This window comes from Faecalimonas nexilis (assembly GCF_059731825.1).
Genome location: NZ_AP029189.1, coordinates 1,022,447 through 1,048,316 on the forward strand (window position 1 = coordinate 1,022,447; position 25,870 = coordinate 1,048,316).

General features: G+C 41.0%; 28 protein-coding genes. 25 read left to right on the forward strand and 3 right to left on the reverse strand.

Annotation, left to right across the window (positions count from 1 at the left end; all coding sequences use genetic code 11):
• The first annotated feature begins 80 nt into the window (after positions 1-80).
• The 4 genes from AC6I5B_RS05080 to AC6I5B_RS05095 are packed head-to-tail and all read left to right on the forward strand — an operon-like array spanning position 81 to position 4,047.
• The gene (locus tag AC6I5B_RS05080) at positions 81-506 is read left to right on the forward strand and encodes a hypothetical protein (protein WP_083382683.1); all 426 of its coding nucleotides are present in this window, start codon (positions 81-83) and stop codon (positions 504-506) included.
• Positions 507-552: 46 nt separating this feature from the next.
• A complete protein-coding gene (locus AC6I5B_RS05085) occupies positions 553-1,416 on the forward strand; it encodes a CBASS cGAMP synthase (protein WP_270608942.1) in 864 nt (287 codons plus the stop codon).
• On the forward strand, positions 1,409-1,903 hold the full coding sequence (locus AC6I5B_RS05090; RefSeq protein ID WP_052536522.1) for a ubiquitin-conjugating enzyme family protein: 495 nt from the start codon (positions 1,409-1,411) through the stop codon (positions 1,901-1,903). Before AC6I5B_RS05085 ends, AC6I5B_RS05090 begins: the two co-directional genes overlap by 8 nt.
• Entirely contained in the window at positions 1,849-4,047 is a 2,199-nt protein-coding gene (locus AC6I5B_RS05095) for an ABC transporter permease (RefSeq protein ID WP_118208721.1), read from the forward strand. The genes AC6I5B_RS05090 and AC6I5B_RS05095 overlap by 55 nt, the downstream gene beginning before the upstream one ends.
• Before the next feature lie 13 nt (positions 4,048-4,060).
• Here AC6I5B_RS05095 and AC6I5B_RS05100 read toward each other — a convergent pair whose 3' ends face one another.
• A complete protein-coding gene (locus AC6I5B_RS05100) occupies positions 4,061-5,008 on the reverse strand; it encodes a D-2-hydroxyacid dehydrogenase (RefSeq protein WP_022250711.1) in 948 nt (315 codons plus the stop codon).
• A gap of 149 nt (positions 5,009-5,157) precedes the next feature.
• Here AC6I5B_RS05100 and nudC point away from each other — a divergent pair, with 149 nt between their 5' ends.
• Positions 5,158-5,994 (forward strand): NAD(+) diphosphatase, encoded by an 837-nt coding sequence (gene nudC, locus AC6I5B_RS05105; RefSeq protein ID WP_044988195.1) that lies wholly within the window; start codon positions 5,158-5,160, stop codon positions 5,992-5,994.
• A 152-nt stretch (positions 5,995-6,146) separates the two neighbouring features.
• Complete coding sequence (locus AC6I5B_RS05110) at positions 6,147-7,004, forward strand: YitT family protein (RefSeq protein ID WP_022250713.1); 858 nt, start codon at positions 6,147-6,149, stop codon at positions 7,002-7,004.
• A gap of 43 nt (positions 7,005-7,047) precedes the next feature.
• Here the strand turns inward: AC6I5B_RS05110 and pepT are convergent, their stop codons facing one another.
• Positions 7,048-8,265, reverse strand: coding sequence for a peptidase T (pepT, locus tag AC6I5B_RS05115; RefSeq protein WP_004614546.1), 1,218 nt, complete (start codon positions 8,263-8,265; stop codon positions 7,048-7,050).
• Positions 8,266-8,380: 115 nt separating this feature from the next.
• Between pepT and AC6I5B_RS05120 the strand changes: the two genes are divergently transcribed.
• The 13 genes from AC6I5B_RS05120 to AC6I5B_RS05180 all read left to right on the forward strand — a co-directional run bounded on the left by AC6I5B_RS05120 (position 8,381) and on the right by AC6I5B_RS05180 (position 21,009).
• Entirely contained in the window at positions 8,381-9,373 is a 993-nt protein-coding gene (locus tag AC6I5B_RS05120; protein WP_071143740.1) for a LacI family DNA-binding transcriptional regulator, read from the forward strand.
• 178 nt (positions 9,374-9,551) lie between these two features.
• The gene (locus AC6I5B_RS05125) at positions 9,552-10,964 is read left to right on the forward strand and encodes a PTS transporter subunit EIIC (protein ID WP_071143741.1); all 1,413 of its coding nucleotides are present in this window, start codon (positions 9,552-9,554) and stop codon (positions 10,962-10,964) included.
• A 33-nt stretch (positions 10,965-10,997) separates the two neighbouring features.
• A complete protein-coding gene (locus tag AC6I5B_RS05130) occupies positions 10,998-12,437 on the forward strand; it encodes a sucrose-6-phosphate hydrolase (RefSeq protein WP_497773650.1) in 1,440 nt (479 codons plus the stop codon).
• An 85-nt stretch (positions 12,438-12,522) separates the two neighbouring features.
• On the forward strand, positions 12,523-13,164 hold the full coding sequence (locus AC6I5B_RS05135; RefSeq protein WP_071143742.1) for a TetR/AcrR family transcriptional regulator: 642 nt from the start codon (positions 12,523-12,525) through the stop codon (positions 13,162-13,164).
• On the forward strand, positions 13,158-13,805 hold the full coding sequence (locus AC6I5B_RS05140; RefSeq protein ID WP_497773651.1) for a cation:proton antiporter domain-containing protein: 648 nt from the start codon (positions 13,158-13,160) through the stop codon (positions 13,803-13,805). Before AC6I5B_RS05135 ends, AC6I5B_RS05140 begins: the two co-directional genes overlap by 7 nt.
• Before the next feature lie 15 nt (positions 13,806-13,820).
• Positions 13,821-14,177, forward strand: a complete 357-nt coding sequence (locus tag AC6I5B_RS05145) for a cation:proton antiporter (RefSeq protein WP_004614539.1) — start codon at positions 13,821-13,823, stop codon at positions 14,175-14,177.
• A gap of 39 nt (positions 14,178-14,216) precedes the next feature.
• Positions 14,217-14,372: a hypothetical protein gene (locus tag AC6I5B_RS05150; protein WP_004614538.1), complete on the forward strand. Its 156-nt coding sequence runs from the start codon at positions 14,217-14,219 to the stop codon at positions 14,370-14,372.
• Positions 14,373-14,412: 40 nt separating this feature from the next.
• Positions 14,413-15,339: a DUF7916 family protein gene (locus AC6I5B_RS05155; RefSeq protein WP_497773652.1), complete on the forward strand. Its 927-nt coding sequence runs from the start codon at positions 14,413-14,415 to the stop codon at positions 15,337-15,339.
• Between the two features lie 41 nt (positions 15,340-15,380).
• Positions 15,381-19,346: an RHS repeat-associated core domain-containing protein gene (locus AC6I5B_RS05160; RefSeq protein WP_497773653.1), complete on the forward strand. Its 3,966-nt coding sequence runs from the start codon at positions 15,381-15,383 to the stop codon at positions 19,344-19,346.
• A gap of 28 nt (positions 19,347-19,374) precedes the next feature.
• Positions 19,375-19,926: a DUF6560 family protein gene (locus AC6I5B_RS05165; protein WP_004614535.1), complete on the forward strand. Its 552-nt coding sequence runs from the start codon at positions 19,375-19,377 to the stop codon at positions 19,924-19,926.
• Between the two features lie 94 nt (positions 19,927-20,020).
• On the forward strand, positions 20,021-20,458 hold the full coding sequence (locus tag AC6I5B_RS05170) for a hypothetical protein (protein WP_004614534.1): 438 nt from the start codon (positions 20,021-20,023) through the stop codon (positions 20,456-20,458).
• A 14-nt stretch (positions 20,459-20,472) separates the two neighbouring features.
• Positions 20,473-20,676 carry a hypothetical protein gene (locus AC6I5B_RS05175; RefSeq protein ID WP_044988087.1) on the forward strand — a complete coding sequence of 68 codons (204 nt, stop codon included), beginning with the start codon at positions 20,473-20,475 and terminating at the stop codon, positions 20,674-20,676.
• A gap of 51 nt (positions 20,677-20,727) precedes the next feature.
• The gene (locus AC6I5B_RS05180) at positions 20,728-21,009 is read left to right on the forward strand and encodes a hypothetical protein (protein WP_004614532.1); all 282 of its coding nucleotides are present in this window, start codon (positions 20,728-20,730) and stop codon (positions 21,007-21,009) included.
• Between the two features lie 293 nt (positions 21,010-21,302).
• On the opposite strand, the gene AC6I5B_RS05185 is transcribed toward AC6I5B_RS05180, so the two are convergent.
• The gene (locus AC6I5B_RS05185; protein WP_004614531.1) at positions 21,303-21,539 is read right to left on the reverse strand and encodes a helix-turn-helix domain-containing protein; all 237 of its coding nucleotides are present in this window, start codon (positions 21,537-21,539) and stop codon (positions 21,303-21,305) included.
• A gap of 118 nt (positions 21,540-21,657) precedes the next feature.
• On the opposite strand from AC6I5B_RS05185, the gene AC6I5B_RS05190 reads away from it, so the two are divergent.
• From AC6I5B_RS05190 to dcm, 6 genes are all read left to right on the forward strand, one after another.
• Positions 21,658-22,053, forward strand: coding sequence for a hypothetical protein (locus AC6I5B_RS05190; protein WP_004614530.1), 396 nt, complete (start codon positions 21,658-21,660; stop codon positions 22,051-22,053).
• 37 nt (positions 22,054-22,090) lie between these two features.
• Positions 22,091-22,429: a DUF5720 family protein gene (locus tag AC6I5B_RS05195; RefSeq protein ID WP_004614529.1), complete on the forward strand. Its 339-nt coding sequence runs from the start codon at positions 22,091-22,093 to the stop codon at positions 22,427-22,429.
• A 190-nt stretch (positions 22,430-22,619) separates the two neighbouring features.
• Positions 22,620-23,528 carry a ParM/StbA family protein gene (locus AC6I5B_RS05200; protein ID WP_004614527.1) on the forward strand — a complete coding sequence of 303 codons (909 nt, stop codon included), beginning with the start codon at positions 22,620-22,622 and terminating at the stop codon, positions 23,526-23,528.
• On the forward strand, positions 23,525-23,815 hold the full coding sequence (locus tag AC6I5B_RS05205; RefSeq protein WP_004614526.1) for a hypothetical protein: 291 nt from the start codon (positions 23,525-23,527) through the stop codon (positions 23,813-23,815). The genes AC6I5B_RS05200 and AC6I5B_RS05205 overlap by 4 nt, the downstream gene beginning before the upstream one ends.
• Positions 23,816-23,969: 154 nt before the next feature.
• Positions 23,970-24,506: a hypothetical protein gene (locus AC6I5B_RS05210; protein ID WP_004614525.1), complete on the forward strand. Its 537-nt coding sequence runs from the start codon at positions 23,970-23,972 to the stop codon at positions 24,504-24,506.
• A gap of 71 nt (positions 24,507-24,577) precedes the next feature.
• Complete coding sequence (dcm, locus tag AC6I5B_RS05215) at positions 24,578-25,867, forward strand: DNA (cytosine-5-)-methyltransferase (protein WP_226969498.1); 1,290 nt, start codon at positions 24,578-24,580, stop codon at positions 25,865-25,867.
• Positions 25,868-25,870: the final 3 nt, after the last annotated feature.

The window sequence follows — 25,870 nt, forward strand, 5'->3', positions numbered from 1 at the left end:
CCTTGTTGCTTGTGCTTATTTTCCAGACGCTTTTAGGGGAAAAGTTTAGTACAGTTTTTGGGGCGGTTTTGGAGAGATTTGTGTACCGGTACGAGGGAAACCTCAACGGCATAGAAAATGCGGTAGTTCTTTTGAGTTATCCGGAAAAAGCATTTGGTAATCCCAAAGCATTGCGTGCTTTCATCAGTACAAACGTAGCCCTATCTACACAGGAGATTCTTTCCTGGTATGTGTGTCGATGGCCGATTGAAGTATTTTTCCGCCAATGTAAGGAGAAACTGGCACTGGACGGCTATCAGATACGCTCTGCACAGGGAATCAAAAGGTACTGGCTGCTTATGTCACTGGCACATTTCATGTGTGCAGTAGGTACTGGTAGATTCTGCTCGTTTGAAACTGGATATCACGAAATCTGTGATACCATTCAGCTGGAAAAGTATCGTTATCTTTTTCAATGCGCAAAGGAAAGTAATGATTTTGATTCATTTATGAAATTCGCAGTGTAGTTTTGTGCAATTTTTCAAATTTGCTCATTTATAGTTAAGAAATAAAATTGGCAACAAGTTTGAAGAAAAGGGGAGAAAAAAACCTCAACATTGTACACAGGGATCTTATGCCATGAAAACAGCTATTATGCCCTTAGATGGCGATGAGTTTGACCTAGATAATGGAGTTTATCTGAGAGGATATTCAACAGATCAGGATGATTGGCCAGCTGCTCAGACTGTACATACATGGGTAAAAGAGGCTGTAGAAAAACATACTTCAAATTCACCAATCGATAAAAATACCTGTATTAGAGTTGTATATGAAGATAAGTATCATATTGATTTACCAATTTATATCATGGGTGAGAATAGTGCTGGAGATAGTATAGCATATTTAGCTCATAAATCTAAAGGGTGGATTGAAAGCGATCCTAAAGCATTTACAGCTTGGTTTCAGGGATATGTTAATGAAAATGGGCAGGAAATCCGTCGCATGGTAAAATACTTGAAAGCATGGAAAGATTATAAGAACATTGATATTAAAGGAATGGCAATAACAATTTTAGTATGCAATAATTTTAGTGTGACTGAAAAACGGGATGATTTATCTTTATTGGACACTGTTACGAATATTATTGATTCTTTAGAGGATAGTTTCCATTGTTATAAACCAGTTACTCCTACTGATGAGGATTTGTTTGCAGATGTTAGTGAGACTTCAAAAAATGAAATCTTAAAAGGACTTAATAATTTAAAAAAGAAATTAGATGCTGCAATAAATGAAAAGAGTAACGAGAAGGAAGCGACAGATATTCTTCAAAAAGTTTTTGGTGAAAGATTTCCAACTGGAGAAGATGCCGATAAAGATATAGCAGAGAGTACGGCAGGACCAATAAAATTAGGGAACGAGGATAAACATTTTGCATAAAGATGTATATGAATATTTAGTGGAAAGTGGAATTTCCTGCGAATATATGGAGAAAGAAAAACAAATAAAGATTTTCATTCAAACTGAAGGAAACCAGTATGAATTACGCATGAAATTTCCACAATATTATCCTTATGAATTTCCAGAAATTTATATCGAGGATCAAAAAGAACTTTGTATACCACATTTATATACAGACAATAAATTGTGCTTATATGATACAAACGAAGTATTGCCAAATCCGGAACGATATCGAGAAGAAGCCCTGGAGAGTGTCAGACGTGCAAAAGATTTATTGGTAAGTAGCGAAAAACAAGAAAATATAATTGATTATCAAATAGAGGCGATTTCTTTTTGGGATGCTAAGGCAACTGGAAAAATTGATTATCTGGGATCTGGAAATACAGATACACATTTATTGTGGAGTTGTGAATGGTTAGATGGCAGCTTAGAAATCTTGCAAAGGATGAGCAGGTATCTTGTGTAGCAAAAATGAAGACGGGACCAAGTATTGAAGTGGAAGACTATATTTTAAGCTTTCAGTATATGGAAGAAAGCCGCAAAGAGCTGGAGATGCTGAAACTTTCCGAAGGAAAGATGCCGCAGAAAGAAGATGAGATTGCGGTTCCTAAATCATACTTAAAAAGGATTGGAAAGCTTGAAAAGCTTGGAACGAAGCTTTCTTTTACTTTTTTAGATGGAACGACGGAGACATTCACTGTCACAGGATTTTTGAAAGAGCAAGGAAAGTCAAAAGTATATTCCGTTGTTTTATCTGAGCAGTACGCAGAGAATGGTTCGCAGCTCTCGCAAGTACCATATACAGCACTTGTACGGATTCACAATGCAAAACAATACGATCAGACCGGATTTTTAAATGAGATTCGTGACCTCGCAAGTAAGTATGGAATTGAGCGAAAACAGGTGAATGAGAACAATGCATTTTTAAACACACTTTCCGGAGATTCCAATGCTTTGCAGCAGACTGTGATGGTTATAGTGATCGGTATCGGAATTTTATTTGTCAGCGTTCTTGTAATCTACAGTGTATTTTATCTGTCGGTAATCGGAAGAATTCGTCAATTCGGTCAGCTTTCTACGATTGGCATGACAAGAAAGCAGATTCGGAAAATGATTCGAAGAGAAGGAATTTTGCTCAGTATGCGTGGAATTCCAATTGGTCTTTTATTAGGGGCAGCAGCGGCGTACTTGGCACAAAGGGATGGATGGGATTGGAAGAACACCATTGTGACCGCCATAGGTGTCACGATTGCTGATCTGATCACAGTGCTGATTTCTATTCGGAAACCTGCAAAGCTTGCGTCTGCGATCTCTCCAATAGAGGCGGCAAAATATTCCGGGGAGACCGAAAAACAGGGAAAAAAGGAGACAAAAAAACTTTACAGAAAGCTAAGCCCCATACGGCTTGCAAAACTCAATTCTGAGAGGAACCGAAAAAAATCAATGTTGACGATGATTTCACTCGGAGTGGGCGGTATTTTGTTTATGTTGGGAGCCACGTTTATAGAGGGAACCAGTCTGGATGAGTACGCAAGAAGCGGAGAATTTTCTTATGGAGAGTATCAGATTGGTTTTTCCTCTAATGCGGTAGAGACGATGGCACATGGAAGAACCGGAATACAGATGAAAAATCCATTGAGCTTGGAGTTTATCAAACAGATAGAACAAATTGAAGGGGTGAAAAAAGTACATCGTTTTGAGCGGGCAGAGGTAAAATGGGAGGCAAACGGAGAAAATGTGGATGATTCGGTAAACACCTTTTCTGAAAAGATATTAAAAGATATGAATCGGGCAATGGGAACCAGTTTGGACTATGCCGAGATGGCACAAAAGAAAGAACTGATCATAAACAAGAATGATCTAGTGCAGGAATTATTCGGATGGGAGTTTGCAGTCGGGGATAAAATAGAAATTACGTTCTTTAATGGGACAGAAAATGTCACGGAGGAATTTACCGTTGCAGGGATTCTGCCAAGTGATTATGAGGAGCCATCTCCGAAGTGGCAGTGGCTGATTCTGCCGGAACAAAGTGTGAAAGAGATTATGGGAAACATAAATCTCACAGATTTGTTGAGTGTATCTACGGAAAAAGAGAAAGAAAAAGCGGTGGGGGAAGCTATCCGGGAACTTGTGGAGGAGAATCCTCTACTTGCAATGGAGACAATTGAGGAGGAAAGAGACAAAGTGGAAGAACAATTCCACATGCTGCATGGAACGATGCTTGGGTTGTCTGCATTTATTATTTTATTCAGTCTTTTAAATCTTTTGAATACACTGATCACCAATATGGTCACAAGAAAACAGGAATTTGCGATGCTGCAGTCCATCGGAATGTCGGAAAAACAATTATATCAGATGGTACAGAGTGAAGGAATTTTGCTGGCTGGCGGAAATGTCCTGCTCACCTTGGTGGGAGGAACACTTGGCGGAATCGGTATGATTGAGATTATGAGACATTTTGAAGCGGAATATATGCACTATCATTTCCCACTGTGGTATTTTCTTGTGTATACGGTCCTGCTTGTAGTGATTCCGATTATTGTGTCGAGAGTTGTATTCTATTTCTTCAAAAAAGAGGCATTGGTAGAAAGGATTCGGAACAGTGATTAAAACAGAGGCGATGCTACATCGCCTCTGTCTCTTTCTTCCAGTCTTGAATCTGTCCTAATATAATGTTCATGAGACTGGTGCGCGCCTCCACGCTCGCCCAGGCAATATGCGGTGTGATCAGTAGCTTTTTACTGTCTTTGATCCGAAGGAGCGGATTTGTTGCACACATTGGTTCGGTACAGAGCACGTCCAGACCGGCGGCCGCAATCTGACCGGATTCCAGAGCATCAGCAAGGTCTTCTTCCACGACAATCGGACCACGGCCAAGATTCAGAAAGATGGCAGAAGGCTTCATTTTAGAAAGAGCTTTCGCATCAATTAAACGCTCTGTGTTTGGAGTGAGTGGAGCATGCACGGAAATGATATCGGAGGTGGCAAGGAGTGTGTCAAAATCTGTCAGTGTATATCCGTCCTGTGTGTTGCTTCCGGAGGTAGAATAATAGATTACATCTGCACCGAATGCCTTTGCAATATCTGCGACCCTTCGTCCAATATTGCCAAGTCCGATAATTCCCCAGGTCTTTCCATTAATCTGGCAGAAACGCTCTGCAAAATGGGTAAAAATGGTGTCGTTAACGTAGCGTTCCCCTTTTACATAATCATCGTAGTATCTGAGCTTTTCTAAAAGATAGAACAACATGGCGAATGTATGCTGGGCGACGGATTCTGTTGAATATCCGGCAACATTGCGCCATGCAATATTGCGTCTGGCAAGGTAATCCTTGTCGAGATTATTGGTTCCGGTTGCAGTGACACAGACGAGCTTTAAATTGCGGGCAGTGCCGATGGTATGCTCATTCACCTGAACTTTGTTCAGGACGAGTACGTCTGCATCGATCACGCGCGCAGGGACTTCTTCTGAGGAAGAAAAGTCATACTTGACCACTTCGCCCAGTTCCTCATATCCGGATAAGTCGATATCGTCTCCGATCGTCTTCGCATCTAAAAAAACAATTTTCATGGAAATATTCCTCCTTCTGTTTTGGTCGTTTTTATTTATTATAGAAAAAACATCGGGAAAATGCAAAATGATTTTTCCGTTTGCGATTGGGAGGAAGTGTGATACAATTGTTATGGACTTTTAGAACACAAAAAGGAGCTGAGGAAAAGATGATACAAGATATAGAACCATATGTTTATAATAATGCATATGATCCAAAAGCACCGGATAAAGACAGTTTTGTGCTTTACTGTCACGATATGGAAGTGCTTGTGAAATATGAAGGGAAAGAGATAGCATTTCCAACATTTGGTGAGTTGGAAAAATTAAATCCAGATATTTATGAGCAGTATACGTATCTGTTTTCAATTGACCAGATGAGATTTTATTTGACAGAACATCTCACTTATGATGCAGCAGGTAATTTTCAGATGATACATAAGGAGCAGTTCAGACATGCAAAACCACGGCATCTGGCATTTGCAGGAATTACGGGATTCCAGCTTTATAATTGGTATAAAAGCAGAAAATACTGTGGCAAATGCGGAAAACCGTTGAAGAAAGATCAAAAAGAGCGGATGTTATACTGTGAGAATTGTCATCAGATGGAATATCCGAAGATTTCGCCGGCGGTCATCGTCGGAGTCACAGATGGGAACCGGATTTTGATGTCAAAATATGCGGACCGTGATTATAAAAAATATGCATTGCTTGCAGGGTTTACCGAGATTGGAGAGACGATTGAAGAGACGGTAAAACGTGAGGTGATGGAGGAAGTCGGGCTGAAAGTAAAAAATATCAGGTTTTACAAAAGTCAGCCATGGTCCTTTACGGATACGCTTTTGATGGGATTTTTTGCGAATTTGGACGGAGACTCGGAAATTACATTGGACCAAGAGGAGCTGGCATTGGCGGAATGGTTCGAGCGGGAGGAGATTCCTGTGACAGAAAGAAATATCAGTCTGACAAATGAGATGATTTTGGCTTTTAAAAATTCCATAATTTAGGCGTAATAGTATTGACAGTTTTTTTATAGAAGAGTATAGTAATATTTAGAAGAGCATTTGCGAATTATATCTGTATGATTCGTAGGTGCTTTTTGTTTGGGAAAAAATGCTAAAAGATGACATATGATATAGAAAGGGGCGGTATGAGTTATATGAGACCGGGTAAAGTAAAAGAAGTTGGATTGGATATAGTGGCAGATATAGTAGGAAGTTTTTTTATTGCAGTGGGGGTTTATAATTTTGCGGTCGCGTCCGGATTTCCGGTAGCAGGTATTTCCGGTATTGCGATTATATTTTATCATTTCTTTGGGATTCCGATTGGTGTTATGACGGCAGTCTTAAATATTCCTATCATTATCATCTGTTATAAGCTGTTGGGAAAGACTTTTTTGCTGAAATCCTTAAAGACGATGGTGATTTCTACGATTTTTATGGACGTTGTCGCTCCGATGTTTCCGGTATATGAGGGAGACTTGATGCTTTCCTGCATTTGCATGGGCATTTTTTCAGGACTTGGATATGCACTTATTTATCTAAGAGATTCTTCCACAGGTGGTGCAGATTTCGTCATTATGGCGATTCGAGTTTTGAGACCACATCTGTCACTTGGAAAGATTATTATTGTATTGGATTTTGCCATTGTACTTACAAGTGGTGTGCTGATCGGTGGAAATGTGGATAAGATTATCTATGGTTTGATCTCGACTTATATTTTGTCGGTAGTAGTCGATAAGGTCATGTATGGTATGGATGCGGGAAAACTGACATTGATTGTGACAGAACATGGTCAGGAAGTTGCGGATAAAATTGATGAACTGACACAGAGAGGCTCTACACTGCTAAAAGGAGTAGGAAGCTACTCAAAAGAAGAAAAGCAAGTTGTGATGTGTGCATGCAGCAGCAAGCAGATGCACATGGTACAAAAAGCGGTAAAAGAAGTGGACAGAGCGGCATTCTTAGTGACGATGGAATCAAATGAAGTGCGCGGGGAAGGATTCAAACCGCATTGATAATATAGAAACGGGGAAGCGTCACGCTTCCCCGTCGTTGTTTTTATTTTGCATATAATTTTACTAATTCTAAAACCATATCTGTTGCGAGATCCATTCCTTCAACTGTGATGTGTTCATATGGTCCGTGATATCCGTGACCGCCTGTTCCAAGATTCGGACAAGGAAGTCCTCGGAAACTTAGCTGGCATCCATCTGTACCGCCGCGAATTGGAATTACAAGTGGTGTGATTCCGGCAGCTTTTGCGGCAAGTTGGGCATTTTCAATCAGGTGCATGCAGGTTGCGACCACTTCTGCCATATTGCGGTATTGCTCTGTGAGTGTCAGACGCACAGTTCCTTCCCCCCATTTTTCGTTCATGATCTTTTCAATATGTCTCAAAGTATTCTTTCTTGCCTCGAACAGAGAAGCGTCATGGTCGCGCACAATATAGTGCAGTGATGCAGAGGCAACCTCTCCTGTCATACTCATCAGATGATAGAATCCTTCATAATCTTCTGTGTCACGAGGAGTCTCTGTGCCAGGAAGCAAAGAATTGATCTCCATAGCAACAAGGCTTGCGTTGATCATGGCATTCTTGCTGGAACCTGGATGTACGTTAAAGCCTGTAATTTCAAAATCTGCTTTGCAGGCATTAAAGTTCTCATATTGAATCTCACCTTCTGTGTCTCCGTCTAAAGTAAATCCAAAGTCTGCATCAAAATTTTCTACATTGAAGCTTTGTGCGCCAGTACCAATCTCCTCATCCGGTGTGAATGCAACACAGATCTGTCCGTGTGGAATATTTTCTGTAATGATTCGCTCTAACATAGTCATAATCTCAGCGATACCGGCTTTGTCGTCTGCTCCTAAGACGGTTGTTCCGTCTGTTGTGATCAGAGTGCGCCCTTTTAAAGAAGGAAGGTGAGGGAAGTCTTTCACGCTTAATACGCGACCGCTTGCTCCGAGTACAAGGTCCTCTCCGTTGTAATTCTCTGTGATAACAGGTGTGGTATCGTGATCGCAGAAATCAGATACCGTATCCATATGTGCGATAAATCCGAGTTTGACAGCGTTCTCGTAACCCGGTGTAGCAGCTAATTTTCCATAGACAAAACATTTTTCATCGACATACGCATTGTCGATGCCAAGTGCCTTTAACTCTTCTACTAAAATATTTGCCAAATCGAACTGGCATTGTGATGAAGGAACGGTCTCGCTGTTCTCATCACTTGGTGTACGTACTACGACGTATTTTAAAAGTCGCTCGTAAGCTCTCATTGTGATACATCTCCTTTTCTAGTGATGTCATTATTATAGACAATTTTATATAGAATAACAAGGGAAAAGTGTGTATAATAGGGGGAGAATAGAAATGTAAAAGGATCGGATAGAGATGGGAAATAAAATGACAATCAATGATATTGCGCAGCTGTCTGGGGTGGCAAAAAGTACGGTCTCTCGTTACCTGAATGGTGGAAGCGTACGGTATGAGACCGGTCAGAAAATAAAGAAAGTAATTGAGGAGAATCACTATGAGCCGAATGTATTTGCAAGACTGAGTGCAAAGAACAGTCAGATTATCGGACTGGTTGTGCCGGGATTTAACTCGGTTACAACACCGCGTCTTGTAGAAGTGATTGTGGCATATTTGAAAAAATCAGGTTATACGCCGATGATCATGCATACAGGAAATGATTTAGAAGAAGAAGTACGGTGTATGGAAAGACTCAAAAGAATGAATGTAGATGGGATGATGGTATTGTCAACCGGTATCACGAACCGGCATCGGGAGATTGTAGAACAGTCGGAGATTCCAATCCTGTTTTTGGGGCAACGGTTTCCATATGGGAGTTCAGTTGTATACGATGATTATCATGCAGGTCTGGATGCGGGAAAATATCTGGGAAGCAAAGGAGTTCAGGATGTAGTTGTATTCTGGGTGGGAGAAGAAGACCCTGCTGTTGGAAAACAGAGAAAACAAGGTGTGACAGATGGACTGCAGTCATGCCAGGTTCCACAGATCGAGTTGGTGGAGACGACGTTTTTCTATGAGGATGCAGTGAAAAATATGGAAAGATTATTACAGGAAAGAGCACTTCCCGATGCAGTTATCTGTGCGACAGACAGAATCGCAGAGGGAGTGTACAAAGCGCTGGCAAAGAGAAATATTGCGATCGGAAAAGAAGTGTCGGTTATGGGATTTGGCAATTATGAGACAAGTGAGCTTCTGACGCCGCCGCTGACTACCGTTGCATTTGACTGGGAGAACTGGGGAGAAGTCAGTGCGGAGACGATCATTCAGATGATACAGGGGAAACCGGTGAGCAGAGTACAGATTATACCGTATCATTTGGTAGAAAGAAAAAGTGTAAAACAGGCAAGATAGGTTGTGTGAAAAGAGTTCGGGTTCGAACTCTTTTTGTGTATTTTATACAAAAAAAAGAGTGTATTTTTGGAACCGATTCCAAAAATATTTTTTATCATATATGTTTATTGACATTTGTTAATGTAGAAAATATAATATGTATAAAAGAAACCGGTTCCAAAACATAGGAGGTAATAAAATGAACAAATCAGAAGAGTATCTGAAAATTTCGGAAGAAATTGTGAATGGTGTAGGAGGAATGGATAACATCCAAGGCTCTGCACACTGTGCAACAAGACTTAGAATTGTCTTGAAGGACAATGATAAAGCGGATATGGAAAAATTAGAAAATATCAATAAAGTAAAAGGGGCATTTGTGGCAGGAAACCAGCTGCAGCTTATTTTCGGTGCAGGAACGGTAAACGATGTCTATGAAGTGTTTGCAAAATATACGCATACAGAAAATATGTCTCTTGGGGAATTAAAAGAAGAAAGTGCAAAGAAACAAAACCCGGTTCAGGCAGTGGTAAAGGCATTGTCGGATGTATTTATCGGAATTATGCCGGCGCTGTTGGCGGCAGCGCTTCTTATGGGACTGACAGGTGTGCTTGGAGGTCTGGAAGTTGTTCAAAAATACGATACACTATATGCGATCAATAAACTGGTGAGTCTCGCATCCAACGGAATTTTCTCTATTTTACCGATGGCAGTCTGCTATTCAGCGACCAAGCGATTCGGCGGAAATCCGGTGCTTGGTATGGTTGTAGGAGCGATTATGTTAGATGGATCTTTGGCAAATGCATATCAGGCAGCACAGGGATTGGCGCAGCCGGAAATCATCAGTTTGTTTGGATTCAAGATTGAATTGGTGGGATTCCAGGGCGGAATTATTATCGCGCTTATGATGGGATATGTGGTTGCAAAGCTTGATGTCTTTTTCAACAAAAAGATACCGGATGTGATCAAACTTTTAGTTGCGCCATTGCTGACGGTGTTTATTTCTACCGTTCTGTTATTTACAGTTATCGGACCGGTGGGAAGAATTCTTTCTAATGGAATTACAGATGCAATGGTATGGGGAACGAACAACCTTGGAGTATTCGGTTATGCACTGTTTGCAGGAATTCAGCAGCTGGTAGTTATTACGGGACTGCATCATATTATCGGCGCCGTGGAAGCGCAGCTCATTGCAAGTACGGGAACGAACTTTATCAATCCACTGATGTCAGTTGCCCTGATGGGACAAGGTGGAGCTGTGCTTGGATATCTGGCAGTAAACTGGAAAAATTTAAAAGCCAGAGAATTGTGTATTCCAAGTTTCCTTTCTACGTTATTTGGAATCAGTGAGCCGGCAATCTTTGGGGTAAACTTAAGATATCGTTATCCTTTGATTGGAGGATGTATCGGCGGTGCTGCGGCAGGTGCGTATGTGTATTTCTCAAAATTGACGGCATTTGGATTCGGGACAACTGCTGTTCCGGGAATTGCGATTGCAAACCCGGCAAATCACGGATATCTGAACTATATTATCGCACATTTGATCGCATTGGCGATCGGAGCGATCTGCACAATCTGTTTTGGAAAAATAGCATGGAAAAAGAGTCACAAATAAGATAAAAGTAGAAGGAATAGAAGGTTATATATTATGATGAACAGAGAAGATTATGTAAAGCAAATACCGGATTATCAATATATGAGAGAGACGGTGAAGAAAGATGAGAACCGCTTACATTTTCACCTGATGCCGCCGACCGGTTGGATGAACGATCCAAATGGCTTGTGTGAGTTTCAGGGCATCAATCATATTTACTTCCAATACACCCCGTTTTTGGCAGGCTGGGGAACGAAACTATGGGGACATTATACGACAACAGACTGGATTCATTTTCAGGAGTGCGAGCCGTTCCTGTTTCCGGATTGTGACTGGGACAGAGACGGTGTATACAGTGGGTCGGCATTTGTGGACGGAGACAAAATCCATTATTTTTACACCGGAAATGTAAAATTGCAAGACAAGGACTACGATTATATATTAGAAGGAAGAGAGCAGAATACGATTCATCTGGTAAGTGAGGATGGCGTGCATGCAGGTGAAAAACAACTTGTGATGACGAATTCAGACTATCCGGCAGATATGTCAAAGCATGTGAGAGACCCGAAAATATTTGCGAAGAACGGCAGATATTATATGGTTCAGGGAGCAAGGGATTGTGAGTCAAAAGGCTGTGTGCTTCTGTTTGAATCAGAAGATTTGATGACATGGAAGTATTTTGACCGGATTGCGCCAGAAGAAAAATTCGGCTATATGTGGGAATGTCCGGATTTATTTGAAGTAGATGGACAGGAAATTTTGATTGCATGCCCGCAGGGGGTTCCAAAGAGCGGACATGATTATCAGAATGTGTATCAATGCGGATATTTCCCGATTGAGATGGATTTTGAAAATAAGAAATATAAACTTGGGGAATTTCATGAATTGGATAAAGGGTTTGACATCTATGCCACACAGACGTTTCTTGATGAAAACGGCAGAAGAATTCTGATTGGCTGGATGGGAATTCCTGATGCGGATTATGACAATGATGCAACAGTGGAATATGATTGGATCCATGCACTGACAATGCCGAGAGTTTTAACATATCAAGATGGAAAGCTAATACAGAAGCCATTAGAAGAATTAAAAAGTCTGAGAAAAAATAAAATGGTCACAAGTATTACATCTTTTGGTGAGTGGACGACGACAGACTGCTGTTTTGAGTTGTCTGTAAAGAGAGACGATGAGAATGCTGCGATGATACTCGGTCTCAGGGACGATGTGACTTTGACTTACAAGGATCACATTCTGAAGCTGGAACTTGGAAAAAGCGGGTATGGAAGAAAACAGCGCACAGTGAAGCTGGACAGTCTTAAGAATATGACTGTGTATTCAGATACTTCTGCCATTGAGATTTTTATTAATGATGGTGAGGAAGTGATGACGACAAGAGTATACAGTGAGAAATTGAACCAGAAAGTAAGATTTTTACAGTCTGAAACAGATGGCGAGATAGAGGTATACGATCTTGGAAGTTTTGTGATGGAGTAGTGACAAAATAGTTGACAATATATTGACCATATAGTCTATTATTTGCATAATAGACTATATGGTTTATTTTATTGGAGGGATTATTTTGAAACAAAGTGAAAAAACAAAACGAACAAAAGAAAAAATTATGGCGGCTGCAATGGAAGAATTTGGAACAAAAAGCTATGATGCGGCATCGCTCAATACGATGTGCATTGAAAATCAGATTTCAAAAGGTTTGATTTATCACAACTTTAAGAATAAAGATCAGCTGTATTTGCAATGTGTCGGGCAGTGTTATGCACAGATGACGGAATATTTACAAAGGACAGAGGACGATTTTACGGACGTACAAAGTGAATTGCAGGAAATATTACATTCCAGACAAGTATTTTTCGCAGAGAATCCGTATTGCTGCAATATATTCTTTGACAGTATCCTGCAGCCTCCGAAGCATCTCCAAGGGGATATCCGGCAGTTGAAAAAGGGATATGACATGTATCTTGCAAAACGGTATCGAAATCTGCTCGGGCGTCTGGAACTGAGAGAAGGAATTTCAGAAGATTTTGCGCTAGAATATTTTATTATGTTTCAAGAAATGTTTAACAGATATTTCCGCGAGAAATCGGATAAAGACAATGAAATAAAATCGGTTATAGAAAATCATGAATCAAAATTAGAACAAATGCTGAACATTATGTTATATGGAATCGCAAAAGAGACAGGAGGAGTGGATACAAAATGTTAGTACAAATATTACGTTTATTGATTATGGTAATTCTTGCGTTGGGCATCGGAAAGCTGGTTTCCAAATTAAAATTGCCGTCCATTTTGGGATGGCTGATTACGGGGATGGTTTTCGGACCGCATGCGTTTGCAGTGATGAATCAGGAAACTTTGGATGCAGGCTGGTATCAGATTGTCGTACATGTATTGGAATGTGCAGTCGGTCTTATGATAGGAACGGAACTTGTCTGGAACAAAATCAAACGTTCCGGAAAATCGATTGTCATCACAACACTTACGCAGTCACTGGGAACATTTTTTGTTGTCTCGTTGGTATTCGGCGTGGTATGCTATTTATCGGATATTCTGGTCTATCTGGCGTTTATTTTTGGAGGAATCGCGTTGGCGACTGCGCCGGCGCCGGCATTATCGATCGTCAGAGAGTTTAACACAAAAGGACCGGTTACCGGAACACTGATTCCGATGGCTGCGCTGGATGATATTGTAGGATGTATTGTGTTCTTTACGACAATTGCAATCGTTGCGGGGAATTTGTCGTCAGGTGAACTTCCGACGTATATGATTGCCTTGGTTGTGATCCTTCCGTTAATAATAGGAGCGGTGACAGGATTTTTTGCAGGAATGCTATTGAAAAGAGAATAGAATGCATTTGCAACGATGGCTACCTTAATCGGGATGATTTTAGTGACATCGGCTGTTGGATTTGTGTTTAACCATTTCGTGATGCCAAGCCCGGTTTTGAACTTTATGTTGATGGGAATGGCTTTTTCAGCGGCATTTTCCAATATGGTTACAGAGGAGAGACTGGAGCAGATTATGCAGGGATTCAACCCGATTTTAGGAATTGCGATGATTATTGTGATTTTGAATCTTGGAGCTCCTTTGGACTATCATTTGATTTTAGGTGCAGGTATGTTTACTGCGATTTATATCATTGTCCGTGCTGCAGGTAAATATTTTGGGGCATATTTTGGAGCGAGTGTTACAAAATCACCTGAAAGTGTCAAAAAATAGCTTGGACTTACCCTTTTGCCGCATTCAGGAGTATCGCTTGTGTTTACTGGAATTGCAGTGTCTGTATTAGCAGGACTGGCACCGGACTGTGCGAAAATTATTCAGGGAACAATTGCGGCAGCGGCGGTAATCAATGAAATCATCGCTGTAATTGCAGCTAAAAAAGGATTTGAGTGGGCTGGTGAAATGCAATAATTATAGACTATGAATTAAAACGAGAGGAATGGTGAAGATTATGAAACGATTTTTAGATTGTACGGCATCAGATTTTGAGAATATGAAGAAGAAAGAACTTCTTGAGGCAATTTCCGCAAGTGAGGGAAGAGTTCTTGTGTGTGAGACAATCGGGATATTACAACCGATGCTGGGGGATGTGACAAACGCAGAATTTGTGGCGTCGATGGGAGCAGATATGATTCTTTTGAATATGTTTGATGTCAATCATCCAGTGATTCAGGGATTGCCTAAGACAGAGGATAGAGAAGTTATTCGAAAAATAAAACAATTGACGGGAAGACCTGTCGGAATTAATTTGGAGCCATTGGAACAAGGAAAAGAAAGCAGTGTTGAGACAAATGAGATGTGGAAACTTTCCGGCGGACGTGTAGCGACACTTGAAAATGCAAAAACAGCAGTGGAAATGGGCGTGGATTTCATTGTGCTAACCGGAAATCCGGGAATTGGGGTCACAAATGCGGCGATTACGGATACCTTGAAGCTTTACAGAGAGCATTTGGGAGAACAGGTGGTGCTGATTGCCGGAAAAATGCATGCGTCCGGAATTTTATCTGAGTGTGGAGAACATATTTTAACGGAAGCAGATGTACGTGCTTTCGCAGAGGCAGGAGCTGATATTATCTTGCTTCCGGCGCCTGGAACAGTGCCGGGGATTACGATGGAATATGTGAGGAGTTTAGTAGTGTGCGCGCACAGTCTTGGAAAGATGACACTGACAGCAATCGGAACCTCTCAGGAGGGAGCGGACCCAGATACGATAAAAGAAATTGCGTTAATGTGTAAAATGACAGGAACAGATCTGCATCATCTTGGAGATGCGGGATATGGCGGAATGGCTTTGCCTGAAAATATTTTGGAATACGGAAAGGTTATCCGTGGAATCCGCCATACCTATCACCGTATGGCCGTTTCCATCCGAAGATAGAGGGAGATAAAAATGAATGAAAAAATTGTCAGGAGATACGAATGATAAAGAAAATTAGATTTTTGATAGTAGGAATAGTAATGTTGTTGGCAATTGTTCTGCTTATCAGTAAACCACGTGAAAGTGAAGCGGAATCCCCTTTGTCTTATGCAAAGGCTATCGTAGAAGGAGAGGAGATAGAAACAAAGCAATATAGCGAGATAAAAACATATCTCCAGTCTTCAGAAAAAAACAGTCAGCATGATTTTCTGGCAGGTGTAACTGCTTATGCAAAGGAGGATTATCGGACGGCGGTGAAAGAGTTTACTTCAGCGGCGGAAAAAATTCAAGAACAAGACGATGATTTTATCAAAATCTATACATACGTTCTACTGAATGAATCGCTTCAATATGATGAAGGAGAAATAGAAGATTTCGCAGAAAACAGTCGAAAAGCGTTACATTATATGGCACAATCAAAAGAGTATAGAAATAACGTTGATCTATGCTGGAGAATCGCATCCATATTTTTGGAAAACCAGGAGGATAACAAGCAAGGTGCCAGACTTTTAGAAGAGTATGTGATAAATGTGAAGGGACTGAAAGCTGAAAGTAAGGTTAGGCTGTATGGAAACATTGGGCAATTATATTCGATAGCAGGGGATTATTCCGCTGCTTTACAATATTGTTGGCGTGGCCTTGAGTTCTTGGAATCCTCTCCTCTGATTCCGAATCATTCCAAATACATGTCAAAATTTTTTGCAGTGCTTGGAGATAATGCTTATGGATTGGAACAGTATCAAGCAGCAATCGAATATTATGAGCAATCTTTGGAGATTTTCCGAAAAAGAGAGGATGATCACCTGGTGGCAGATGCCAGTCTTGCTTTGGTCAATGAAGGAACCGCATATCTTGAGCTGGGACAGCATAAAAAAGTGCTTTCTGTGCTGGAGGAGCTAGATGAATTGATACCTAAATTACCAGAAGCACAGAAAGATGATATCCAAATTCTGCGGGGAAATCTAAGAGCACAGCTGTATATAGATGAGGGCAATCTTGAACAGGCAGAGTATGAACTGGAAACTGCAAAGGAGTTGCTGAACACAGATGATGTGGAATATTCTTTGAATAAGGATGTGTATTTAGATTATTCCTATGCAAGATGGTATAAGGAACAGGGAAGATTTGATGAAGCATTAGAGTTGTATCAGCAGATTGTCAGATGTTCAGCAGATGCGGGGCTTGGACTCGAAAAAAATGCTTATTCTGATATGGCAGATATTTATATGCAGGAAAATAATACGGATGCATATATCGCAACCCGTGAACAATATGTGAAAGTGATTGAACTTAAAAATCAGCAGTTAAGTACTGATTATATAGAATATTCGGAAAAAATTCATCAATATTATTCTTTGACGGAACAGCATCAAATCAGAAAAATCATCATTACAGTTATAAGTGTCATAGGAATTATTATATTAGCTGATATTGTATTTTTGCTGATAAAATGGCGAAAAAAGAGCTACACCGATCACATGAGCAGATTGTATAACCGTGAGTATTTGACAGGGTATATGAAAAAAAATAAAAAGAAACTGGCAGGTAAGCCATTGTCTCTGCTTATGATTGATATTGATTATTTCAAACAGTATGCTTATACCTTAAGCGGGCAGCTTGCGAAGGTGACGGATGCCCTTGGAAATGAAACGGAATATCGGTACGATGTCTGTGACCGGCTCATTGAGATCCGCCAGTATGGTGCAGAGGGAATCCTGAAGGAGGATACAGAAGTATCCGGTATGGATGCAAAACTTTTGGAAGCAGAGAGACAGAATGGAAGGAAACGGTTGTGTCAGATCACCCGTTATACCAGAGACCTGCGGGGACAGGTCACAGAAACTGTCGATGCACTGGGACAGAAGGAAACCTATACCTATGATAAAAAGGGGCAGCTTCTTGGAAAACTGGATAAGGAAGGGTATCTGACCAAGTATGCTTATACAAAACAGGGAGACTTATCCGGTATCCAGTATGCAGACGGAAAGGAAGTGAAACTGTCCTATAATCCGCTCCGGCAGCTGATTGAGATACAGGACTGGCTGGGAAGCACAAGGATCACCCCGGATGCACTGGGAAGGGCACAAAAGGTGCAGTACCCGGATGGAAGGGAAGTATCCTATACCTATGGAAAAGCAGGAGAGAGAAGAAGCATTACCTATCCGGATGGAAAAACGGTCTTCTATGGCTATGATGAGCAGCTCCGGCTTTCGGAATTAAAAGAAGGAGACAGCGTCATTACCTATGGGTATGATCCGGTGGGAAGACTGTGTGAAAAACAGTTCCCGAATGGAACAAAGACCACCTATGCTTACGACAAAAAAGACCAGCTGACAGAACTGTTGCATCAAGACCAGGAGGGCATCCTTGACCGCTACACCTATCTGTATGACCTTTTGGGAAATAAGACCGGAATCACCAAGGAAAGAAGAGGGCTGGAGCGTGAGAGCGGACAGTACCGTTATGGGTATGATGCCCTGGGCAGGCTGTCAGAAATCCAAAAGGACGGAGAAATCCAGACACAGTATGGTTATGATGCCTTTGGAAACCGTACATGGAAAGAAGAACGCGGGGAACAAACCTCTTATCAGTATAATGCCCTGAACCAGCTGGTAAGCGAAAGACAGGGGGAAATCCGCAAAGAGTACGGTTATGATAAGAGAGGAAACTTAACCGCTATTCTTGAAAATGGGGCATGGAAGAAGCGGTATGTCTATGGAGCAATGAACCGTCTGGAAGAAGCGGTGGATGCGGCAGGCAAACAGGCAAGATACCAGTATAACGGGCTGGGACACCGGGTAGGAAAGCAGGAGGGTGTCCTTCCAAAAGAAAAACTGGAGAAGCTGGACCCGCAGAGAAGAGTCGGCATGGAGATTGGAAACAGCCGTCAGATTACTTATACCCTGGATCTGACCAGACAGTACTATAACCTTCTGGAGCGGACAGAAGAAAGCCAAAGCCAGAGATACTTTTGGGATGGGAACGTGGCAGCGTATGAGGAGAATGGGGAAAGGAACTATTACCTTCAGGACGAATTGGGAAGCCCGCTGAGGCTTGAGGACAGCGTTGGAACAATCAAAGAGAACTATGGATACGGAGCCTTTGGGGAAGACCTGTATCAGAACCAGGGGAAAATACAGCCGTTTGGCTATACGGGATACCAAAGAGATGAGATAGCAGGAACCTACTATGCCCAGGCGAGAGAATATCTCGCAGAGAACGGAAGGTTTGCAGGGCAGGATTTGATTGTCGGCTTTATTGAGTATCCAGAAACACTTAATAGATATGGATATTGTTGGGATAATCCTTTTAAATATGTGGATTATGATGGGGAATTTCCAACAATAATTGCAGGAGCAGGGATTGGTTTTTTAGTATCTGGAATTTCATCAATAGTAACACAAGTGGTTTTGGATAGAAAGGTAAACTTGAAAGAAGTGGCGGTAGATGCAGTAAGTGGTGCTGTAAAAGGTGGAATTGCAGGAAGTGGAATTGGAATAGTTGGTGGCATACTTGCTACGGGTGCTACAGGAGCAGCTACTAGTGTTGCATCTCAAATTTATGCAGACGATAAAAAATTGAATGAGGTTGATTGGAACTCAGTAGTGATAGCTGGAGGTATTGATGCCGTAACTTATGGTGTTGGAAAATATAAAATTAAAGGGAAAGGACCTACGGTTCAAGAACAATTGAGAAAAACAAATGACGATGTATATAAGGCGAAATTACATAAGGCGGGATATGACAAAAAACGGCAACATGGAAAAAGTTATCAACGTGCAATAAAAAAGGTATCTGAACTTGAAGAACTACAGGATTCATTAGCAGAAAAATGGTTAAAGGAAAAAAAGACAGACGGTATCAAAGAAATAGGGGAAAATTTTGGGAAAAAATTGCAGGAAAAAGTAATGATATTACAATTAGGAACCACACAAGGAATAAATAATGTTGAACGATGTGAAGCATAGGAAGTAAAATGAAAATGGAGGAACATATATGTTTTTTGAAATATTTATACAAATGATGCCATATTTGGCTGTGTTCGCTGTTTTAGGATATATTGGACGAGCTCAACAAAAAAAGGCTAAAGAAAGGGAAGAGGAACAGAAAAAGGGTATTATTAGAACTTGTTATGTAGTAAAAACAGAAAAAATATTAACTATTATATTTATTATAGGAATCTTCTTTACAGGTGGTTTGGTGGTGGCAAGTGTTATTCAACAGGAAGATTTCTTCCCTCTTTTTGTGTTTGGTATTGCATTTGTTGTTTTTTTAATCGGATCATTGAATATGATAATGTGGAAACTTGAAGTGAATGGAGATAAAATCATATGGCGTTCCACATTTGGTAAAAAGATGACATTTTATTTTGATGACATTACATATTGTGAAAGAAAAAAAGGTTCTATTCGAGTGTATGTAAATGGAGAAAAGTTATTTACGATTGATAGCAATATAGACAAAACAGAATTTATGGAAGATATAAAAAGGAGAAGAATACCAGTAAAATCTTATTATGTCAATCAATTAAAAAAGAATAGAAAATAATACCATTTTTGTACCAGAACCAGGGGAAGATACAGCCGTTTGGTTATACGGGCTACCAAAGAGATGAGGTGTCAGGTACTTATTACAGCGTCAATTGGCAAAAAAATGGTTAAATGAAAAAACGACAGACGGTATCAAAGAAATAGAGGGAAATTTTGGGAAAATAAAAGGTACTAAGTGGGGAAATAAAATTTTTAAATCTGATAGGTACTATAGAAGTCAAATTACACGTGCTAGAAATGCTTGGAAAAATAACAAGATTGTTAAACCAAGATTTAGTACATATATGAATGGATTTATAGGAGTATCTGGAATGGAAGTAATTGATAAAGTTACAGATTTACAATCAAGTTATATGCCAGGAATAAATATAAAAGAGGAACTTAAACGTATATTAAATGATATTTATAATCAAGGGGAGGAATGGGTAACGGAAACAAATGAAATAAAAAATTATACCAACCAAATTTTAGATAAAATGCTAAAAACTATTACAAACGAGGAACTAGAAGCTGTATTATGCCTAGAATAGTAGGAGGAAAGAGTATGCTTTTTTTAAGAATTCTTATTGTAGCATTTATTGTAACGGGAATAATGGACTTATTAGCAAAAAAAAGTAGGAAAAAAACAGGAGCATTGAAAAAATTTGTCGTACGAGCTCCACTAGATTTTGCAGGATTGGGAACTATAGTAATGATAATAGGAATATTAACCCCCTATTATGGGGGGAGTATAAAGTGTATAACGTAAGAATATGTGTATAAATCAAACTCAATATACAGTGAAAGGTGGAAAATGTGTATGAGGTCAAAGGAAAAAACAGCAGAAGAGATTGTGTTGATTAGATATTATAATGTACTGTTTTATTTATTTTTTAAGACAGGGATGGATGATTTTAAGAGACAATGCTTGATAAAGAAGATTGATGACGGGGAGTCCATGAGGATGAAACAAATACAAGACTGGTGTCATTGCCATCAGATTCCATTTAAGACCCAATTTACTTATAGAAAAGATTTTTCTTTCAGGGTTAATTTATGGAATTTGTATTCATATTGTAGGTTTAAGATTGAGCGACAGTAAACTGGATTATGTAGCATAAGAGTGTATAGCGTGTCTGTTGTCTGATTTTTGCCATATATAAGTACAGGATACACAAAGAATGTGTATTCAGTTAGATAAGAAATAGATAGCTGGTATGAGAGAATGAGGAGTCTTTCATACCAGCTTTTTAAAGGAATAAATGGATAAAGTATACAAGCCTATAAAGGTATATTTGATAAGAAAAAAGAACTGGTTTATATTCGATAAGAACGATATAGACTAGTTCTTTTTTAAGAGATTATTATATACACAGGGAGTAGGTGAATGTCGAGTTACAGCAGACCATCAAAGAATGCATTGATATCTGTATGAAAGATCTTTGCCAGAGCGACTAACTCAGACACTTTGATGTTCATGCGGTTTGTTTCCAGTTTGGCATAAGTGCTTTTGGATATGACAATACCCATGAGATTCAATTTTGCAATGACCTGGTCTTGCGTTAGATTATTTTTGTATCTAAGAGATTGAATATTTTTACCGATATCCATATCTGGTCTGATTTTCTGCATAATACGTTCTCCTTAAAAAATAAAAGTTTCGTTATTTGGAAACATATATATTGATTCTAATGAGTTAAAAATTTATAATGTTTCGTAATAAAGAATTATTTCTGAAAGGGGACAATCTATGACCGAAAGTGAGAAAGAAAAAAAGATTTTCTTGAGTTACTGTGGCAGCAGGGATCAGGAGTTATTGATGGGCAGAAAAAAGATGACATTGGGGGATATGGAGAGATTTTCATTTTTAACAGAATTCTTTGGCTTGGAAAGTTATGGAATAAATCTATGGAAAGAGTTTGGCGATGATGTGGAAGAACCATTGGATGCGCTGATCAAGTTGTTAGATGAATGGGAATATGAAAACGATACGTGGATCGATGATGATGGAAGATTAGAAAGATGGCTGGTTGAATTTCAAAAGCATGCGCCAACGAAAGAGAAAAGAGAGAAGCTCCGAAAAATGATTGATTCAAAATATAAAAAAAGAGGATTACCATATCCAACAGAGGCAGACTTCGATTAAGGGGTCTGCTTTTCTTTCGCTATTTTTGAAGGAGGTGATGCAGGTGGAGGTAAGTATCCATGAACTTTTAGCGGCGGCAAGGGAGGCGGTGAAATCGGATTATATCAAAGGCGAAAGCATTTTATGTGAAACCAGATATCATCCGGATACCCATTACATGGTAGAAATAGAGATGTTAAAAACAGATAACACGCTGGGGAAAAAAGGAGCTTATATCCGGAAATTTTTGACGGAAGATGAGTATTCTGCCATGTTACAAAAGCAGGAAGAACATCTCATAAAAATAAAAAGACAGGCCATTGTTCAAAAAGGAACATTGCGATATATCCCTCTCCCGGACAGGCTGGACAGCCGCCGGGAGAGGGATATTTTTTAACCGGCTGGGAAAGAACAGGGAGTGTTCCTCAAGCAGCAGCGGTATGAGAACCCCAGAGTTTCCGCAGGTTTTGGGGCGTGAAAACTTAGAAAAGTGTTCAAAACAGGCACTTTTGCAACGATCCGTTGCAGCAGAAAAAGAGTTCTTGGCTTTATGCCAGACGAAAAAATGAAAGAAGGATGTGATTGTGATGATAGTAGGAATTGATCATGGGTATTATGCGATCAAGACAAAACATGTGTCTTTTCCCAGTGGCATTATCGAGTATGATTATGAGCCGTATACGATGCAGAATGTTCTGCAGTATCGGGGAAAGTATTATGTCTGCGGTACAGGGAGACAGACGCTGGTAAAAAATAAAACGTCCAATGATAATTATTATCTGCTGACGTTGGCTGCGATTGCAGAAGAAATCAAGAACCGGAAAGCGGAACGAAAGACGGAAGTCATTCTGGCTGTTGGACTGCCTTTGTCCAGCTTTGGAAGGGAGAAACAGGGATTTCGGGAGTATCTGTTGCGGAAAGAACAGCCAGTGCGCTTTTTATATGAAAGTGAATGGTATGAGATACAGATCAAAGATGTGAAACTGTTCCCACAGGGGTACTCTGCCCTGGCTCTGCATCCAGAGTACCTGAAGAATGAACCATCTGTTCTTCTGGTGGATGTTGGTGGCTGGACGGTTGATCTGATGAGACTGGATAATAGTGTTCCGAATGCGGCAACCTGCAGGAGTCTGGAGCTGGGTGTGATCCGGTGTATTGATGAGACGGCAGAACAGGTGCGGAGAAATACCGGACTGTCTGTAACGGAAACACAGATCGAACGTGTGCTTCGTGGGGAAACCTGCAGCATGGCAGAAGATGCAAGAGTTGTCATACAGGAAAACGGACGGAAATACATCGAAAGAATCCTGTCTGCGGTCACGGAATCCGGGTTTGATCTCAGGGCGGTGCCGAGCGTATTTATGGGTGGAGGTTCTGCGATTTTAAAACGCCACGTGACCGCACAGGACGCGATTTGCCGCCCTGTTTTTATAGAGGACGTCCATGCGAACGCTGCCGGGTATGAACGGATTGTAGAGCAGATGTGGGCGAAATGACACGTCCGGTATATTCGTTCCGTCCAAACCTGAAAAATCCGGAACATAAGAAAGCATGGGAGAAATTCCAGAGTGTTCCGGAAGGACAGAAAAACCAGTACCTTGTTCAGGCGATTCTGGAAAAAGAGGACCGGAAGTGGATGGAAGAGGTCATCCAAAAGACGATTAAAGAAAGTGTTCGGGAATTAAACATTTGTGGCGGTGCGGAACAAATTGGAACAGATCCACCGGCTGGGGATATCCCGGACCAGATGATGGATTTCCTGTCTCAGATGGAAAATATGTAAAGGGGGTGAGGCCTATGATTGTGCGATACATACATTGTTGGATCTGCTAGGGGCAGGAGCAAAACAGCATCGATATCTTTGGTAGGTATTGTGAATAGCTTTCCATGCATCTTTGGAGTATGTTGTGTGTAGCGAAACGGAAAGGAGAAACGCTATGACAGAGATGAAGAACATATGCGGAAAGATCCCGAAGGACTTACACGAAAAAGTAAGAGAAGAGATTGAACTGACAGAAAGCAGCACACAGAAATTTATACAGCAGGTCATCGAAGAACATTTTGAAAGACTTGCAGGAAAAGGAGAGATGAGCATGGGAACAGCAAGAACAATCGCAGTACAGGTATCAGAGGAATTATTCCAGAGATTAAAAACAGTCATCGCAAAAAAAGGCATGAAACAGAAAGACTTCTTGATTCAGATCATCGAAGAGGCACTGGAAAAGGCAGAAGCCGAATGGCAGAACAAAGACAGCACCGAAGAAGCGGAACCTGCAACCGGAGAATCTGAAATAGAAGAGACTCAACCGGAAGAGGAAAATGACTTGGAAGAAGAGAGCGAGCCGGGCGAAGGAAACCAACCGGAAGAAGAATGCGAACCGGAAGAAGAAACTGAACCAGAAGAAGAAAACGAACTGGGCGAGGAAAGCAAACCAGACGAAGAAACCCAAGCAGAAGAACCAACAGAATGGTAACAAACAGATACAGAGAAACCAACAGGCGGTATGAGAAAAATCATGCCGCCTGTTTTTATCAGCAAAGGAGGTTGATAACCGCAACCATTCAATTTTTTGATCTCTTTAGCGGAATCGGGGGATTCCGTGAAGGCTTAAGACGTGCAGGGGGATTTACCTGTGTCGGACACTGCGAGGTGGATACTTATGCGGATAAGAACTACCGATTGCTGTTTGACACAGAAGGGGAGTGGTATTGTAGTGATGCACGAACAATTGAACCAGAACGAATGCCGGATTTTGATCTGCTCTGTGCAGGATTTCCTTGCCAGGCATTCTCTATCGCCGGAAAGCGGGAAGGATTTGCAGATGCAAGAGGAACCCTCTTTTTCGAGATTGCCCGGCTTCTTAAAGCTAAAAGACCCAATTATTTTATCCTTGAAAATGTTCCCGGTCTGCTTTCGCATGACAAGGGGCGGACATTTTGCACCATCCTCAGTACGCTTTCGCAACTGGGGTACCATGTCGAATGGAAAGTGCTTAACAGCAAGGATTTCGGAGTCCCCCAAGCAAGGAAACGGGTGTATATTGTCGGATATCTTGATTTCAGATGTGCCGGAAAAATATTACCTGAACCAGAAACAAATGGAGCAGCTCTTGTTCAGATCCGGGCAGGAAGTCAGGGAAAAAGAGTCTACAGTCCCAAAGGACTAAGCTGTACCCTGACCTCACAGGCAGGTGGAATGGGCGGCAAGACAGGATTATATGATGTAGGTGTCCCGATCAAAGAGAATACAAAGCTCGGCTACAAACTTGCAAGAGAAGGGGACAGCATCGATCTGGGCTATGCGAATCTCAACAGCAGGAGAGGGAGAGTCGGACACCAGATCGCACATACCCTGACAACAGGTGTCCAACAGGGAACGTTGCACTTTGTCGATCTTTCACCGCCGCCGATAGTAACGGAAGAATGCAGAAGTCTGAATACCAGACAATGCGGTGTTCACAAATATAAAGGAGAATGTTCCGGTGTATTAGCAGAGGATGGAGCAAGAGCAGTCTTAACCCCAGCAAAAGAGAAGGTCCGGCAGAACGGTAGACGCATGAAGGAACCGGAAGAACCCATGTTCACAATTACTGCAACAGATCGTCATGGCATCTTGTATCACGGAAGAATACGCAGGCTGGTTCCAAGAGAGTGTCTGCGTCTGCAGGGATATTATGACTGGCAGATCGATAAGATCATAGACTGCACATCGGATGCACAGCTATATAAACAGGCTGGGAACGGGGTAACTGTTACGGTGATCGAAGCAATCGGAGCACTATTGCGAAAGGCAGATGCGGAGCGAAAAGAACTGGAACTGTCTGAGAAAGGATAGTGT

What these genes read in the sequence shown, in the direction of transcription:
- AC6I5B_RS05095 (WP_118208721.1), top strand. Translation starts at nt 1,849, where the DNA reads ATGGTTAGATGGCAGCTTAGAAATCTTGCAAAGGATGAGCAGGTATCT.
- AC6I5B_RS05100 (WP_022250711.1), bottom strand. Translation starts at nt 5,008, where the DNA reads ATGAAAATTGTTTTTTTAGATGCGAAGACGATCGGAGACGATATCGAC.
- nudC (WP_044988195.1), top strand. Translation starts at nt 5,158, where the DNA reads ATGATACAAGATATAGAACCATATGTTTATAATAATGCATATGATCCA.
- AC6I5B_RS05110 (WP_022250713.1), top strand. Translation starts at nt 6,147, where the DNA reads ATGAGACCGGGTAAAGTAAAAGAAGTTGGATTGGATATAGTGGCAGAT.
- pepT (WP_004614546.1), bottom strand. Translation starts at nt 8,265, where the DNA reads ATGAGAGCTTACGAGCGACTTTTAAAATACGTCGTAGTACGTACACCA.
- AC6I5B_RS05120 (WP_071143740.1), top strand. Translation starts at nt 8,381, where the DNA reads ATGGGAAATAAAATGACAATCAATGATATTGCGCAGCTGTCTGGGGTG.
- AC6I5B_RS05125 (WP_071143741.1), top strand. Translation starts at nt 9,552, where the DNA reads ATGAACAAATCAGAAGAGTATCTGAAAATTTCGGAAGAAATTGTGAAT.
- AC6I5B_RS05130 (WP_497773650.1), top strand. Translation starts at nt 10,998, where the DNA reads ATGATGAACAGAGAAGATTATGTAAAGCAAATACCGGATTATCAATAT.
- AC6I5B_RS05140 (WP_497773651.1), top strand. Translation starts at nt 13,158, where the DNA reads ATGTTAGTACAAATATTACGTTTATTGATTATGGTAATTCTTGCGTTG.
- AC6I5B_RS05145 (WP_004614539.1), top strand. Translation starts at nt 13,821, where the DNA reads ATGGCTACCTTAATCGGGATGATTTTAGTGACATCGGCTGTTGGATTT.
- AC6I5B_RS05155 (WP_497773652.1), top strand. Translation starts at nt 14,413, where the DNA reads ATGAAACGATTTTTAGATTGTACGGCATCAGATTTTGAGAATATGAAG.
- AC6I5B_RS05160 (WP_497773653.1), top strand. Translation starts at nt 15,381, where the DNA reads ATGATAAAGAAAATTAGATTTTTGATAGTAGGAATAGTAATGTTGTTG.
- AC6I5B_RS05165 (WP_004614535.1), top strand. Translation starts at nt 19,375, where the DNA reads ATGTTTTTTGAAATATTTATACAAATGATGCCATATTTGGCTGTGTTC.
- AC6I5B_RS05175 (WP_044988087.1), top strand. Translation starts at nt 20,473, where the DNA reads ATGCTTTTTTTAAGAATTCTTATTGTAGCATTTATTGTAACGGGAATA.
- AC6I5B_RS05180 (WP_004614532.1), top strand. Translation starts at nt 20,728, where the DNA reads ATGAGGTCAAAGGAAAAAACAGCAGAAGAGATTGTGTTGATTAGATAT.
- AC6I5B_RS05185 (WP_004614531.1), bottom strand. Translation starts at nt 21,539, where the DNA reads ATGCAGAAAATCAGACCAGATATGGATATCGGTAAAAATATTCAATCT.
- AC6I5B_RS05190 (WP_004614530.1), top strand. Translation starts at nt 21,658, where the DNA reads ATGACCGAAAGTGAGAAAGAAAAAAAGATTTTCTTGAGTTACTGTGGC.
- AC6I5B_RS05195 (WP_004614529.1), top strand. Translation starts at nt 22,091, where the DNA reads ATGCAGGTGGAGGTAAGTATCCATGAACTTTTAGCGGCGGCAAGGGAG.
- AC6I5B_RS05200 (WP_004614527.1), top strand. Translation starts at nt 22,620, where the DNA reads ATGATAGTAGGAATTGATCATGGGTATTATGCGATCAAGACAAAACAT.
- AC6I5B_RS05205 (WP_004614526.1), top strand. Translation starts at nt 23,525, where the DNA reads ATGACACGTCCGGTATATTCGTTCCGTCCAAACCTGAAAAATCCGGAA.
- AC6I5B_RS05210 (WP_004614525.1), top strand. Translation starts at nt 23,970, where the DNA reads ATGACAGAGATGAAGAACATATGCGGAAAGATCCCGAAGGACTTACAC.